At 43.9% G+C, this 12,679-nt stretch carries 14 protein-coding genes; 13 read left to right on the top strand and 1 reads right to left on the bottom strand.

Going from position 1 to position 12,679, the window contains the following annotated elements; genetic code table 11:
- Window positions 1-329: 329 nt before the first annotated feature.
- From mdcA to madM, 9 genes are read left to right on the top strand one after another with little or no spacing between them, the layout of a single operon-like run.
- Entirely contained in the window at window positions 330-2,009 is a 1,680-nt protein-coding gene (gene mdcA, locus KCV09_RS05325) for a malonate decarboxylase subunit alpha (RefSeq protein ID WP_212515655.1), read from the top strand.
- Window positions 2,009-2,914 carry a triphosphoribosyl-dephospho-CoA synthase gene (locus KCV09_RS05320; RefSeq protein ID WP_212515654.1) on the top strand — a complete coding sequence of 302 codons (906 nt, stop codon included), beginning with the start codon at window positions 2,009-2,011 and terminating at the stop codon, window positions 2,912-2,914. Before mdcA ends, KCV09_RS05320 begins: the two co-directional genes overlap by 1 nt.
- Window positions 2,902-3,201 carry a malonate decarboxylase subunit delta gene (locus KCV09_RS05315; protein ID WP_004938041.1) on the top strand — a complete coding sequence of 100 codons (300 nt, stop codon included), beginning with the start codon at window positions 2,902-2,904 and terminating at the stop codon, window positions 3,199-3,201. The genes KCV09_RS05320 and KCV09_RS05315 overlap by 13 nt, the downstream gene beginning before the upstream one ends.
- Window positions 3,194-4,045: a biotin-independent malonate decarboxylase subunit beta gene (locus KCV09_RS05310; RefSeq protein ID WP_212515653.1), complete on the top strand. Its 852-nt coding sequence runs from the start codon at window positions 3,194-3,196 to the stop codon at window positions 4,043-4,045. The genes KCV09_RS05315 and KCV09_RS05310 overlap by 8 nt, the downstream gene beginning before the upstream one ends.
- Window positions 4,042-4,869: a biotin-independent malonate decarboxylase subunit gamma gene (gene mdcE, locus KCV09_RS05305; RefSeq protein ID WP_212515652.1), complete on the top strand. Its 828-nt coding sequence runs from the start codon at window positions 4,042-4,044 to the stop codon at window positions 4,867-4,869. The genes KCV09_RS05310 and mdcE overlap by 4 nt, the downstream gene beginning before the upstream one ends.
- Window positions 4,866-5,468 (top strand): malonate decarboxylase holo-ACP synthase, encoded by a 603-nt coding sequence (locus KCV09_RS05300; RefSeq protein ID WP_212515651.1) that lies wholly within the window; start codon window positions 4,866-4,868, stop codon window positions 5,466-5,468. Before mdcE ends, KCV09_RS05300 begins: the two co-directional genes overlap by 4 nt.
- Window positions 5,469-5,480: 12 nt before the next feature.
- A complete protein-coding gene (gene mdcH, locus KCV09_RS05295) occupies window positions 5,481-6,410 on the top strand; it encodes a malonate decarboxylase subunit epsilon (protein WP_151746791.1) in 930 nt (309 codons plus the stop codon).
- A 45-nt stretch (window positions 6,411-6,455) separates the two neighbouring features.
- The gene (gene madL / locus KCV09_RS05290) at window positions 6,456-6,857 is read left to right on the top strand and encodes a malonate transporter subunit MadL (protein WP_004938029.1); all 402 of its coding nucleotides are present in this window, start codon (window positions 6,456-6,458) and stop codon (window positions 6,855-6,857) included.
- Window positions 6,858-6,888: 31 nt separating this feature from the next.
- Complete coding sequence (gene madM / locus KCV09_RS05285; RefSeq protein WP_004938028.1) at window positions 6,889-7,650, top strand: malonate transporter subunit MadM; 762 nt, start codon at window positions 6,889-6,891, stop codon at window positions 7,648-7,650.
- 54 nt (window positions 7,651-7,704) lie between these two features.
- Here the strand turns inward: madM and KCV09_RS05280 are convergent, their stop codons facing one another.
- Window positions 7,705-8,625 carry a LysR family transcriptional regulator gene (locus KCV09_RS05280; protein ID WP_055414999.1) on the bottom strand — a complete coding sequence of 307 codons (921 nt, stop codon included), beginning with the start codon at window positions 8,623-8,625 and terminating at the stop codon, window positions 7,705-7,707.
- A gap of 315 nt (window positions 8,626-8,940) precedes the next feature.
- On the opposite strand from KCV09_RS05280, the gene KCV09_RS05275 reads away from it, so the two are divergent.
- From KCV09_RS05275 to KCV09_RS05260, 4 genes are all read left to right on the top strand, one after another.
- A complete protein-coding gene (locus KCV09_RS05275) occupies window positions 8,941-9,495 on the top strand; it encodes a lipocalin family protein (protein WP_212515650.1) in 555 nt (184 codons plus the stop codon).
- Between the two features lie 130 nt (window positions 9,496-9,625).
- On the top strand, window positions 9,626-10,615 hold the full coding sequence (locus KCV09_RS05270) for an acyl-CoA desaturase (RefSeq protein ID WP_025094693.1): 990 nt from the start codon (window positions 9,626-9,628) through the stop codon (window positions 10,613-10,615).
- The gene (locus tag KCV09_RS05265) at window positions 10,612-11,874 is read left to right on the top strand and encodes an NAD(P)/FAD-dependent oxidoreductase (RefSeq protein WP_149930981.1); all 1,263 of its coding nucleotides are present in this window, start codon (window positions 10,612-10,614) and stop codon (window positions 11,872-11,874) included. Before KCV09_RS05270 ends, KCV09_RS05265 begins: the two co-directional genes overlap by 4 nt.
- A gap of 18 nt (window positions 11,875-11,892) precedes the next feature.
- On the top strand, window positions 11,893-12,678 hold the full coding sequence (locus KCV09_RS05260; protein ID WP_048766058.1) for a DUF1365 domain-containing protein: 786 nt from the start codon (window positions 11,893-11,895) through the stop codon (window positions 12,676-12,678).
- Window position 12,679 lies beyond the last annotated feature (1 nt).

Here is a 12,679-nt window from a genome sequence, read left to right as displayed (position 1 = left end):
ACATTTGTTTGAACTGTTGTTGTAAAGATCAACAGAATAATAAGTTTACATCAATCGATTATTTGACGCTTATTCCTGTTCCATCAACCCATTGATAGTGTAAATGAAACTGCCAGTCAAGTTGATCGTCCTTTCGTAATTCAATCAAGCTAGAATAATCTGGCATATCATGAGCATTGACTTGATTACTCAATTACATTCTAAAGACTCAAAAAAGAGCGAAAAACATTAACTTTAGGTTAATGAATTTGCATTTTGCTTGATTGATTCAAGCGCAAAAAAAGCATTTTATAAGAACAGATCAAGACATGACCATTAAGGAAAATTACATGGAAGGTTCTGTTCAGCATAAAGAACGCCTATGGACAAAGCGTCGTCAGAGTAAACAGCTCAAACTGGAAATGGCACAGCAACATACTGACGGTGTCGTGATTCCAACCCAAGATATCATCAAGGTACTTGAAACCTTGATCACACCGGGCGACCGAGTGGTGCTTGAAGGCAATAATCAAAAACAGGCCGATTTTTTATCTCGTTCACTTGCACAGACCAGTCCACAAGTATTGCATGATCTACATATGATCATGCCAAGTGTGGGACGTCCAGAGCATCTGGATTTGTTTGAAAAAGGCATAGCACGAAAGCTCGATTTTTCTTTTGCAGGTACACAAAGCCTTCGTATTAGCCAGTTGCTTGAAGATGGTCTACTCGAGATCGGCGCCATTCACACCTACATCGAACTTTATTCGCGTTTATTGGTCGATCTAATTCCCAATGTGGTGCTGTCGGCAGGCTTTATGGCGGATCGTCAGGGCAATATTTATACCGGACCGAGTACCGAAGATTCACCTGCATTAATTGAACCTGCTGCATTTAGTGATGGAATTGTGATTGTACAGGTCAATGAACTGGTCGATGATGTACAAGATTTACCGCGCGTGGATATTCCGGCCTCTTGGGTAGATTTTGTGGTGGTGGCTGATCAGCCCTTTTATATTGAACCGCTATTTACCCGTGATCCCAAACATATCAAACCCGTACATGTACTGATGGCGATGATGGCCATCCGCGGAATCTATGAAAAGCATCAGGTTCAGTCATTGAATCACGGTATTGGATTTAATACGGCTGCGATTGAATTGATTTTACCTACCTATGGCGAGTCTTTGGGCCTCAAAGGCAAGATTTGCCGAAACTGGACTTTGAACCCACATCCAACTCTTATTCCAGCCATTGAAACTGGTTGGGTTGAAAGTGTGCATTGTTTCGGTACCGAATTGGGAATGGAAAAATATGTAGCTGCGCGTCCAGACGTATTTTTTACCGGTCGAGATGGCTCACTACGCTCTAACCGGATGATGTGCCAACTGGCAGGGCAGTATGCGGTTGATCTATTTATAGGGGCAACCTTACAAGTGGATGGTGATGGTCATTCATCGACCGTAACCAAAGGTCGTTTAGCAGGTTTTGGTGGTGCCCCCAACATGGGTCATGATCCGCGAGGTCGTCGTCATGATACACCAGCATGGCTGGATATGCGCCAGCAAGGTCATTCGGATACCGATACCTACCTCGCGCGAGGTAAAAAGCTGGTGGTTCAAATGGTCGAGACCTATCAAGAAGGTGGAAAACCTACATTTGTAAACACACTTGATGCCGTCGAGGTGGCCAAAAAAGCCGGTATGCCGCTGGCTCCTGTCATGATTTATGGTGATGACGTCACGCATCTATTAACCGAGGAAGGCATCGCCTACTTATATAAGGCACGTAGTCAGGAAGAGCGTCGTGCCATGATTGCAGCAGTGGCTGGCGTGACCGAAATTGGCTTACAGCAAGATCCCAAAAAGACCCAGCAACTTCGTGCAGAAGGACTGGTCGTATTTCCAGAAGATCTAGGGATCAAGCGTACCGATGCGACACGTGAATTGCTGGCCGCGAAGAATATTGCAGATTTGGTGACTTGGTCAGATGGTTTGTATCAGCCCCCAGCGAAATTTAGGAGCTGGTAATGAATGCCATATTAAATACAAAACCCGCACTTACACGGGCAGAGCAAATTGCAAATCTAGCAGTACAAGCACTAATCGATGAAGTCAATCTGACACCTAAACCAGCATTGGTGGATCGTCGCGGTAGTGGCGCTCATCACGATTTGACACTTCAATTGATGGAGCGGTCTGCAAATAGCCTTTACCCGATGTTTAAAGCCATGGCAGAAGCAGCCCAAGCGCATGGTCACGTTTCACAAGCACTGCGCGAAGAGATAGGGCAGCTTGGACGTGATGGCGAGCAGCATATGCTCAAGATAACAAATGGTGTAAATACGCACCGTGGTGCGATTTGGTCGATGGGCCTCATGGTCACCGCAGCCGCATTGGAGCTGTCGCAGCAGCATGCGCATGATGTAGAGCATCTTTGCCAGATTGCAGCACAGATTGCGTGCTTAACAGATCGTTTTGTGCCAGCTCAGGCTGTGTTGAGTCATGGTCAGAAGATCCAGAAAAAATTTGGCATTCAAGGTGCAAAACATCAGGCACAACAGGCATTTCCTGTGCTCACCACCTATGGATTGACCGAGCTGCATCGTAGTCGGGCACACCACATTGAAGAAAACAAAGCCCGGATTAATGCCTTACTGGCCATGATGGCACACTTAGACGACACCTGTGTAATTCATCGCGCAGGACTGGACGGTTTGAATCGTGTCCAAACCGGCGCGCTAAATATTTTGGCATTAGGTGGCTGTTCGAGCCAACAAGGATACCGTGCGCTGCTTGATTATGAACAAGCGCTGATGATGATTCGCGCATCGGCAGGAGGTGCCGCAGATTTACTGGCTTCGCTGTTGTTTCTCGATCAAGTCGAGCAGATCAACTGGAATGAAACGCAAGGATTACAAGCATGGAAATATTAAATTTTGAATTTTCAGCCAGCGAGGCGGCAGCGAAATCCGCATTGGTGGGGTGTGTCGGATCGGGAGATCTTGAAATTTTGATGGAACCGAGTTCGTCGAATGTCACCACCATTCAGGTGATCACTTCAGTCGATGGTAGTGAGCAGCGCTGGAAAAATTTATTTGAACGTATTTTTTCAGAGTCGAAGCAATGTGCAGTCAACATCGAAATTCATGACTTTGGTGCCACACCGGGCGTTGTCCGTTTAAGACTCGAGCAGGCTTTTGAAGAGGTGCAACATGGCTGATATCGATTATTTACTGAAAAAACAGAGTTTCATTGAGCTTGATGCTCGCCAGCGTGCCAAAAGCCTACTCGATGCAACATCTCAAAAAGAACTGCTCGATCCTTTTGCACGTATCATGTCGCCGTGGTTAATCAAACAAAATATCGTGCCGCAAGCCGATGACGGCGTTGTAGTGATCAAGGGGACGTTTGAAGGTCGGCCAGCGGTGGTCATTTCAATTGAAGGTGTGTTTCAGGGAGGAAGTCTTGGTGAAGTTGGAGGCGCTAAAATTGCAGGCGCTTTAGAACTTGCCGTTGAAGACAACCGCAATCACATTCCCACCGTCGCGATTTTATTGCTCGAAACGGGAGGTGTTCGGTTACAAGAAGCCAACCTTGGATTGGCAGCAATTGCAGAAATTCAGGCTGCAATCGTTGCGTTACGTCAGCATCAATCTGTCATCGGGGTGGTTGCCGGAAGTGTTGGTTGCTTTGGTGGTATGTCAATTGCTGCAGGTTTATGCAGTTACCTGATCATGACCCAAGAAGGGCGCCTAGGACTAAATGGTCCGCAAGTCATTGAGCAAGAAGCGGGTTTACAAGAGTATAACGCCAAAGATCGTCCATTTATTTGGAGTATCTGTGGGGGTGAACAACGCTTTAAAACTGGTCTGATCGATGCCTATATCGATGACAACCGCGAGCAAATTAAGGCACAGATCATCGAATTTATTCAGCAAGGATCACCACAACGACCTCGTTGCATGCAAGCAGAACACTACTTAGAAAAGCTTCAGCACCTAGATACCACGCAGCAGATCAGTCCAGCAGAAGTACAGGCATTGTATCAGGGAGAAAAAGCATGAATATGGATGTTAATGCAATCAAACAGGCTACTCGAGGGAAAGTATGGTTCGATCGACTGACCCAGAATTTTGAGCGAATCGAAAGCGGAATTGAATCGTTACAGATTGCCGAAGGCAAAATCAATAACCAGATCGTTCGGGTATTTTGCATAACTGCAGACACTCAAAATCGTTTTCCACGCGCGCGTAATGGAGAAGTGGGACTACTTGAAGGTTGGGGACTTGCCCATGCAGTAAACCAGTTGATCAAACAAGATCAAGATGCATCTAAAAAGCGTGGCATTCTTTGTTTGGTAGATGTACCGAGTCAGGCATATGGCAGACGCGAAGAAAGTTTAGGAATTCATCAGGCGTTGGCCGCAGCCGTAGACAGCTATGCACGTGCTCGTCTTGCAGGACATGCAGTAGTGAGCCTGCTAGTAGGTAAATCAATGTCTGGTGCTTTTTTGGCGCATGGTTATCAGGCCAATCGGATACTAGCGCTCAAAGATTCTGGCGTTATGGTACATGCTATGGGCAAAGAATCTGCTGCGCGCGTGACCTTGCGTACGGTTGAGGAACTTGAGCATCTGGCTCAGCGTATTCCACCCATGGCTTATGATATCGAAAGCTATGCCTCTTTAGGATTATTATCGGGTCTAATTGAGGTGGAATCGGCTGAAGATCCAACCCAACATGACTTAGAGTCTGTGATTCAGTCAATCGCAGCAGCTTTTGAGGATATTCAGCAGCAGGGGCGCTGTGATTTATCGCATCGCTTGCAAGCTCAAAATCGTCAAGCCTCATTGCGTGTTCGTGAGTTAATGAAGGCGCAGTGGTCATGATGAATTCGATACAGCCACATGATTTACTTTGGGGTATGACACCGCAAATGCTGGGTCATAACGTACCTCAGTGGGTGATTGCGGCTGTATCACATGGCCATCCTGTAGTGGTTCGACGTGATGTGATGATCAATCAGATGATTCCCGTTGGAATTCGAGGAAGATCACGCGGGGAGCGCTTTGCTACACATTTGCATTACAATGCAATTACAAAATGTGTGCAACCGGAACAATTGGCACACGTTGATTTAAATCTATTTCCAGATTTAAAAGATCGGCTTGAGCAAATAAATATCCTGATGCACCGATCAGGTTGGGCTTGGGGATATACCGGGAGCGTCGGTTTTGAGCTGGCAACCGGATTGAAAACCGTTACGCCGCAAAGTGATATTGATCTGATTATCCGTACACCTGAAGCGATGTGCAAGAAACAAGCAACATGGTTACTAGAGCAGTTAGATCAATTGGCTTTGAAAATAGATGTGCAATTACAAACACCGCGGGGTGGCGTTGCCTTAAAGGAATGGGCAAGGGCGACTGGCAAAGTACTGCTCAAGCAATCGAATGCTGCGGTATTGATTGAAAACCCTTGGCAGTAAGGAAGAATCGATATGAGCACAATTTGGGTATTTCCGGGACAAGGCGCGCAGCATCCGAATATGTTGCACGACCTGCCTCAGCATCATCTTGTGCAACATTATATTCAGCAAGCTTCTGATGTATTAGATCAAGATGTAATGTTGCTTGATCAGCCAGATGCACTGAAATCGACCTATGCCGTACAAATTTGTTTATATATTGCCGGCGTGGTGAGTGCGGCACTTTTACAAGAACATGCGGGCCAGCCCCAATTTGTTGCTGGACTTTCAATTGGAGCTTGGGCCGCAGCCACGACTGCCAAAGTGATAACATTTGAAGATGGATTAAAACTGGTTGCGAAGCGCGGACAACTCATGCAGGAAGCATATCCTTCCGGATATGGTATGACGGCCATTTTGGGTGCAGATCAGGCGCGTGTCGAGATGTGGGTAAACGCCGTAAAATCAACACAGGCTGAAGTTTATATTGCCAATATTAACACCGAAACCCAAATTGTAATTTCGGGTGAAATAAACGCCATGCAAGCGGTGGGTTCACTTGCACAGCAAAATGGCGCTGTATGTAAAAAAGTCGAAATCAGTGTGCCATCGCATTGTGAATTACTTACACAACAGGCACAGCAACTGGCGATGATGATGGAGGGAATTCGTACACAACAACCCAGCATTAAATATTTAAGTGGTACAAGCGCCAGAATATTGCTTACGGATCGGCAGATCGTAGACGATATCGTGTTTAATATGTGCCGGATGATTTGTTGGGACAATACTGTGCGCGCTGCATGGGAGAGAGGCGCCCGATTGCACATTGAAGCATTGCCAGGAAATGTCTTGACTGGCTTGGCAAAAAAAACGTTCAAAGAAGGAACCGTGTTGTCCTTTCAGAATACACAGTTGGAAAGTCTGATGACGGCGATGCACATCCAGCAAGGATACATTTGAAGTTATCAAAAAATGAAGAAACTCAATGGATAGAGGACGTTAAAAATGATTATTTATGGAACAGCGATTTTAGCCATTTGTCACTTACTCGGCGATTATCTGGGTAATACGCTTGGAATGCTACTTGGAGTAAAAGCCAATGTCGGTGGTGTAGCCATTTCAATGATCTTACTTATTCTGATGAAGGAGTTGTTGGCAAAAAAAGGCTATCTACCTCAAGTGACACAATTTGGTGTGTTGTACTGGTCCGGTATGTATATTCCGATTGTTGTGGCGATGTCCGCGGGACAAAATGTGGTGGCTGCACTATCAGGCGGTGTGCTCGGGATTATTGTTTCAGTGGCTTCATTGGTCGGAACCGTATTGGTGATTCGTTATCTCAATCGTATTAGTGGCGACTATGAAACATATGAATGGACAATCGAAAGAGTCGAAAAAACAGCATAAAAAGAACTGAATAAAGAAAAGGAGCTTCAACATGGATACATTAATTGCAGTACTCACCAAGAATGCGCTGGTGACCGCCTTGGCGATCACAGGTTTGATGATGTTTGTCTCACATCTTTTATCTAAATATCTGACCAAAGGTAAATTACAAAGTTCAGCGATTGCAATTACTTTAGGGTTGGTGGTCGCATATTTTGCTGGCGTGTATACACATGGCACCAAAGGTATTTCTGATATTGCAATTTTTTCAGGATTTGCACTATTGGGTGGTGCCATGATTCGTGATCTTGCTATTGCTTCAACTGCGTTTGAAGTAGATGTAAAAGAAGTCAAAAAAGCCGGCAAGATCGGTTTAATCGCACTTATGCTTGGATGCGTTGTACCTTTTGCAATTGGTGTAATTGTGGCATGGTGTTTAGGTTATAAAGATCCTGTTTCAATGACCACGATCGGTGCGGGTGCGATGACTTATATTGTCGGGCCAATTACGGGCACTGCAATAGGGGCAAGCTCTGATGTGATTGCGCTTTCAATTGCGATTGGCTTAATTAAATCGGTGTTTTTTATGGTGGGGACACCGCTACTGGCAAAATTCATGTATTTGAAAAGCCCACGTTCAGCAATGGTATTTGGTGGCTTGGCCGGAACAACCAGTGGTACAGCAGCAGGTTTAGCAGGTACAGATGTCAGATTGGTTCCATATGGCGCATTGGTCGCAACCTTTTATACAGGACTCGGATGCTTACTCGGTCCGTCAGTTTTTTTCCTGACAGTCAATGCAATTTTTGGTTGATGCACTTAAAAAGAAACTTCGGCAAGTGGTTTTTATTGACCAGTTGCCGACAATTTATGAATGTAAGTATTGTTTTGCAAACATGCGACATTCTGCAATTAAAGCCAGAAGATTTGGATCACGCTCCTTACTTTTTAAAAAAACCAAACCAATTTCTTGTTTAATCTGTTTTGCACCTTTTAATGGAATGAGTTTCACTGAGCTTTCGTGAATCGTCGAGATTCGACCAGGTAAAAGGGCGAGTCCAACGCCGGTACTGACCATACTAATCAGAGTAAAAATATCGCTCACTTCCAAAAACACTTTAGGGTCAATCCCTGCATTTTCGAAAACTTCATCGCTGTCACTGCGTGTAGCAAATCCTTTTGACAAAGTTAAAAAGGTTTCATCTTTTAAGCTAGCCAAATCCACCTCATGCATATTGGCAAGCGCCGAGTTTTTATTGACGGCTAAGAAAATTTTATCCTCAAACATCGGTAAACTTTCAAAATCTGGATCGTCTGTGGTGGCGTTCAAGGCCACGATAATTGCATCGAGTTCAGTCGATTTCAGCTTTTTAACCAAATCTAGATTCGAACTTAAGAGCAATTGAATATCGAGTTCGCCTCGACGCAGCTTCAGACGACTAATCACATTTGGAATCGTATTTACGGTGAGCGAATATAACGAACCGAGATGCAAAACCTTTGCTGCAAAGCCAGCCGCTTCACGGGTTTTATTCACAGTCGTAATCATGTCTTGGACTAGTTTTTGTGCATTTTCTTGCAAGACATAAGCACTTTTGAGAGGAATTAGGCTTCGGCCTTCATGTTTAAACAAAGGACAACGTAGCGCACTTTCCAAAGAGTGTAATGCCTTATGCACACTGACATTGCTGATCTGCATTTCAGCTGCAGTTTTTGTTAAATTTCCACAGCGCATAAACGCTAAAAAAATCTGAATCTTTTTAAGCGTTAGCTCATCATCAATATCCATAATGTATGCATATGTCCTTATGATTTATCCAAATACTCAAAACTTGAGTATCTCTTTGTGAGTGTAGTACAAATGTGGATATTTTGGCGAAGTTGTTTTTTCATTAGCTTGAGCAGAAGTGTTTGTTTGGTGATTTATCTTTAAAATCTTAAAATTTAGATTTATCAGTTGTTTAAAATGCTTTAAGCTAGTTACAATACCTCATAAATGATGAAAATGTGATGCCACAAACATAAGTGATGTTGTACATTTCACGCTTTATTCACATACACATACAGTATTTTAAAAATATAGAAAAAACATAAGGTGAATTTCATGAAATCTTTGAGTAAAACATTAGCCATTTCAACTGTTGTATGTTCTAGTATTTTTGGCGCCATTGCAGCGCACGCTGAAACGCAAGCACCGAAAGCCGTAGAGCAGATCGATATTAATAAATATACCGGAAAATGGTTTGAGATCGCGCATTTGCCAGTCTATTTCCAGCGCAAATGTGCCAGTGATACTTCTGCAACCTATGCACTCAATGCAGATAGGACTGTTGCAGTCATTAATAGCTGTCGCACCCAATCTGGCGAGATGATTCGTTCGGAAGGTGTTGCATATCCTCAAAATGCAGGTAACAGCAAACTTAAAGTAAGTTTCTTACCAAAAGGTCTACGCTGGATTCCTTTTACCAAAGGCGACTATTGGGTACTTCGGATTGATCCGGATTATCAAACGGTTTTAGTCGGTGGCCCATCACACAAATACTTATGGATTTTGTCACGTAACCCACAATTAGATACAACTACCTACCAATCTTATTTACAAACCGCGCGCGATTATGGCTATGATGTAACCAAGTTGGTCAAAACTCCACAAAAATAATGAGTCATGCATAGGTCAAGCCGAGTCACTGACTCGGTTCGACTCTTAAGAGAAATGCTTCACATAAACTTCATATCGCATCTCCTACAATGACACCATAGAGAGAAATGCTGCAGATCAGGAAGAATCAATGTCTAAATTTTTTCTACGATGGATCGATAGCTGGTCGACGACAGACAACGCACAAGAAACAATCACGTCTAATTTAAGTCAACGTCATCAAACTCAATGGCTTAGAATTATTCCGTTTATTGTTTTGCATGTGGCATGTCTGGCGGCTTTCTGGGTCGGTGTGTCATGGTTTGCCATCTTATTTATGGTGTTTTTCTATTTTATTCGTATGTTTGCCATTACGGCATTCTTTCACCGTTATTTGTCGCATAAAACCTTTCAAACCTCGCGTCCGGTTCAATTTCTGTTTGCTTTAATTGGGACCATGAGTGCACAGCGCGGGCCTCTTTGGTGGGCGGCGCACCATCGTTATCATCATCGTTTCACCGACACCGACCAAGATCCACATTCATCGACCAAAGGCTTTTGGTATAGCCATGTGGGCTGGTTTTTAAATGAAGAAAATTTTGGTACGCGTAAAAACATCATTAAAGATTGGCTCAAGTTTCCAGAACTCATCTGGCTAGATCGTTTTAGTTTACCTGTCGTGGTGTTTACTGCGATTGGTATCTATGCATTGGGTGAAGCACTGGCAGTCTATGCGCCTCAACTTGGTACCAATGGCCTACAGCTCTTGGTCTGGGGTTTTGTGATTTCAACAGTACTGCTCACGCATGCGACCTTGTGTATCAACTCCATGGCACACCGCTATGGTTCACGTGATTTTAATACAGACGATGAAAGCCGCAATAATTTGTTCTTGTCCTTGATTACTCTAGGTGAAGGTTGGCATAACAATCATCACTATTATGCAGGAAGTACACGCCAAGGCTTCTTTTGGTGGCAAATAGATATTACCTATTATCTGCTTAAAATCATGTCTTGGATAGGGCTGGTGTGGGGCATTAAAGACGTCCCAGAGCGTGTTTATGCAGCGCGTCAACATGTCTCGTCTCGTGAATTTAAACAATTAAATATAGAAAAAATTGAGAGTGAAGAAGTTCGATGAAAATCGCCATTATTGGGTCTGGTATTTCCGGCATGTATGCCGCATGGAAGCTTTCAAAACATCACGACGTCACGATCTTCGAAAAAAATGCGTATTTTGGCGGTCATACCGATACTCATGACTTATTTGTCGATGGCCGCCATGTGGCAGTTGATAGTGGATTTATCGTTTTTAATGCCCACAATTATCCATTGTTTTGTGCGATGCTGAACGAACTCGGCGTAAGCGCTCAAGACAGTGACATGAGCTTTTCAGTAAACAATCTGGTGAGTGGTTTACAATACAATCCTTCTAAAAAATGGTCGTTATTTACCCGGCCACAGAATTTTGCAAATTCTCGTTTTAGAAGCATGATCTCGGATTTACTTCGTTTTTATGAAGCCAACAAGGCGTTAAACATAGATGAAGTCGATTCTGAAATGACGATTGAGGCGTATCTCGATCAGCATGGTTATTCAGACGCATTTCGTGAAGAGCATTTATATCCGATGTGCGGTGCGCTATGGTCGAGTCCGGTTGAGCAAGTCGGTGAGATTCCGTATAAATTCGTGGTCAGTTTTTTTCAGCATCATCGAATGCTACAGCTTAAAGACCGTCCACAATGGAAAACAGTGAAGGGTGGCTCTGCAACGTATATTCGAGCCATTCAAGCGCAGTGCAACAATATTGCTTGGCAGCATACGGCTGTACAGCAGGTAAAGCGTTTTGACGATCATGTCGAAATTCATACAGATGATCAGGTCTTGAATTTTGACTGGGTCATCTTTGCGGCACATGCAGATGACTGTTTGCCGTTGCTGCATGACGCAACGCCGCTCGAGCAAGATATTCTGGGTAGTTTTAGTTATCAAGACAATACCATGGTGGTGCATCGAGACCTTTCGATTATGCCGAAATCGCGCAGTCAGTGGGCCAGTTGGCATGTCCACGTGACGCCTGAGCATTCAAAAGAATCAGGTGCCAAAGTGCACTATGGTTTTACTTACTGGATGAACAGTCTACAAAATTTGTCATGTTCATCTCAGATTTTTTCTACACTCAATCCGAACATGCCGATTAATCCGAAACAGGTTTTCGTGACACGGCACTATCGTCATCCGGTATTTGACCGACCTGCGATTGATGCACAGTTACGCTGGTCAGAAATTAGCGGGGTCAATCGAACGTCTTTTTGTGGTGCCTACTGGGGATGGGGCTTTCATGAAGATGGTGCCCGAAGTGCTCAGCGTGTTGTCGATCAAATTCAGGTGGATGCTTAATCGCACTAGGAGTTACAGATGCTCTGGACCTCACTTGCACGTGCGCCTGCAAAAATTCGCCATCGCCGTTATTCACCAAAATCACATGCTTTTGAATCTGAGCTGACCTATCTGTGGTTCAATCCAGATCAAATTGAACACGACGCTCAAACATGTAAATTATGGTCGGTACGACGCTGGAATATTTTGAGCATAAAGCCTGATGATTTCTTGACGATGTATAGCGGTAGTATTCGAGAACGAGTCAAAAAAGCAATTTTGGAACATGCCAATTTCGTTGCTCGGGCCGACTGGGAAATTCGGGTATTGGCTTTACCCCGTTATTTCGGATTTCGCTTTAATTCGGTGGTGTTTTATTACGTTTTTAATCGTGATCAACAGCTTCAGTTTATTTTGAGTGAAATTACCAATACGCCTTGGAATGAGCGTCAAGTTTACGTGCATGATTGCCGCGAGCAAGACGCACAGATTCAGCATTTTAAGAGCTATCAGTTTAAGTTTGATAAGGCATTTCACGTGTCGCCGTTTATGCCTATGGCACTGGCATATCAGTGGAAATTCAGCCATTCAAATATACAAAATGTGATTCATATGCAGCTTTATGAACAGCAACAACTGATCTTCGATGCCACGATGAATTTCACCTTAGACCCCATCACGTTTCCTTCACAGCAATATCGATATGCTCTTCGTTATAGTGTGGAGCCTTTTAAAATGTTAGCTTCGATTTATTTACAAGCCTTCCAGTTGTGGCGCAAGAAAGTTCCATTTTATCGTCACCCAAAAAAGAATAAGGATATATAAC

This window comes from Acinetobacter soli (assembly GCF_018139125.1).
GTDB classification, from domain to species: domain Bacteria; phylum Pseudomonadota; class Gammaproteobacteria; order Pseudomonadales; family Moraxellaceae; genus Acinetobacter; species Acinetobacter soli.
The sequence above is the reverse complement of the archived record's forward strand: the minus strand, read 5'-3'. Positions and strand labels throughout refer to the sequence as shown.

Excerpts from the sequence above, each read along its gene's own strand:
- KCV09_RS05310 (WP_212515653.1), top strand. The coding sequence starts at position 3,194 with ATGGCTGATATCGATTATTTACTGAAAAAACAGAGTTTCATTGAGCTT.
- mdcE (WP_212515652.1), top strand. The coding sequence starts at position 4,042 with ATGAATATGGATGTTAATGCAATCAAACAGGCTACTCGAGGGAAAGTA.
- KCV09_RS05275 (WP_212515650.1), top strand. The coding sequence starts at position 8,941 with ATGAAATCTTTGAGTAAAACATTAGCCATTTCAACTGTTGTATGTTCT.
- mdcH (WP_151746791.1), top strand. The coding sequence starts at position 5,481 with ATGAGCACAATTTGGGTATTTCCGGGACAAGGCGCGCAGCATCCGAAT.
- KCV09_RS05320 (WP_212515654.1), top strand. The coding sequence starts at position 2,009 with ATGAATGCCATATTAAATACAAAACCCGCACTTACACGGGCAGAGCAA.
- madM (WP_004938028.1), top strand. The coding sequence starts at position 6,889 with ATGGATACATTAATTGCAGTACTCACCAAGAATGCGCTGGTGACCGCC.
- KCV09_RS05315 (WP_004938041.1), top strand. The coding sequence starts at position 2,902 with ATGGAAATATTAAATTTTGAATTTTCAGCCAGCGAGGCGGCAGCGAAA.
- madL (WP_004938029.1), top strand. The coding sequence starts at position 6,456 with ATGATTATTTATGGAACAGCGATTTTAGCCATTTGTCACTTACTCGGC.
- KCV09_RS05260 (WP_048766058.1), top strand. The coding sequence starts at position 11,893 with ATGCTCTGGACCTCACTTGCACGTGCGCCTGCAAAAATTCGCCATCGC.
- mdcA (WP_212515655.1), top strand. The coding sequence starts at position 330 with ATGGAAGGTTCTGTTCAGCATAAAGAACGCCTATGGACAAAGCGTCGT.
- KCV09_RS05270 (WP_025094693.1), top strand. The coding sequence starts at position 9,626 with ATGTCTAAATTTTTTCTACGATGGATCGATAGCTGGTCGACGACAGAC.
- KCV09_RS05265 (WP_149930981.1), top strand. The coding sequence starts at position 10,612 with ATGAAAATCGCCATTATTGGGTCTGGTATTTCCGGCATGTATGCCGCA.
- KCV09_RS05300 (WP_212515651.1), top strand. The coding sequence starts at position 4,866 with ATGATGAATTCGATACAGCCACATGATTTACTTTGGGGTATGACACCG.
- KCV09_RS05280 (WP_055414999.1), bottom strand. The coding sequence starts at position 8,625 with ATGGATATTGATGATGAGCTAACGCTTAAAAAGATTCAGATTTTTTTA.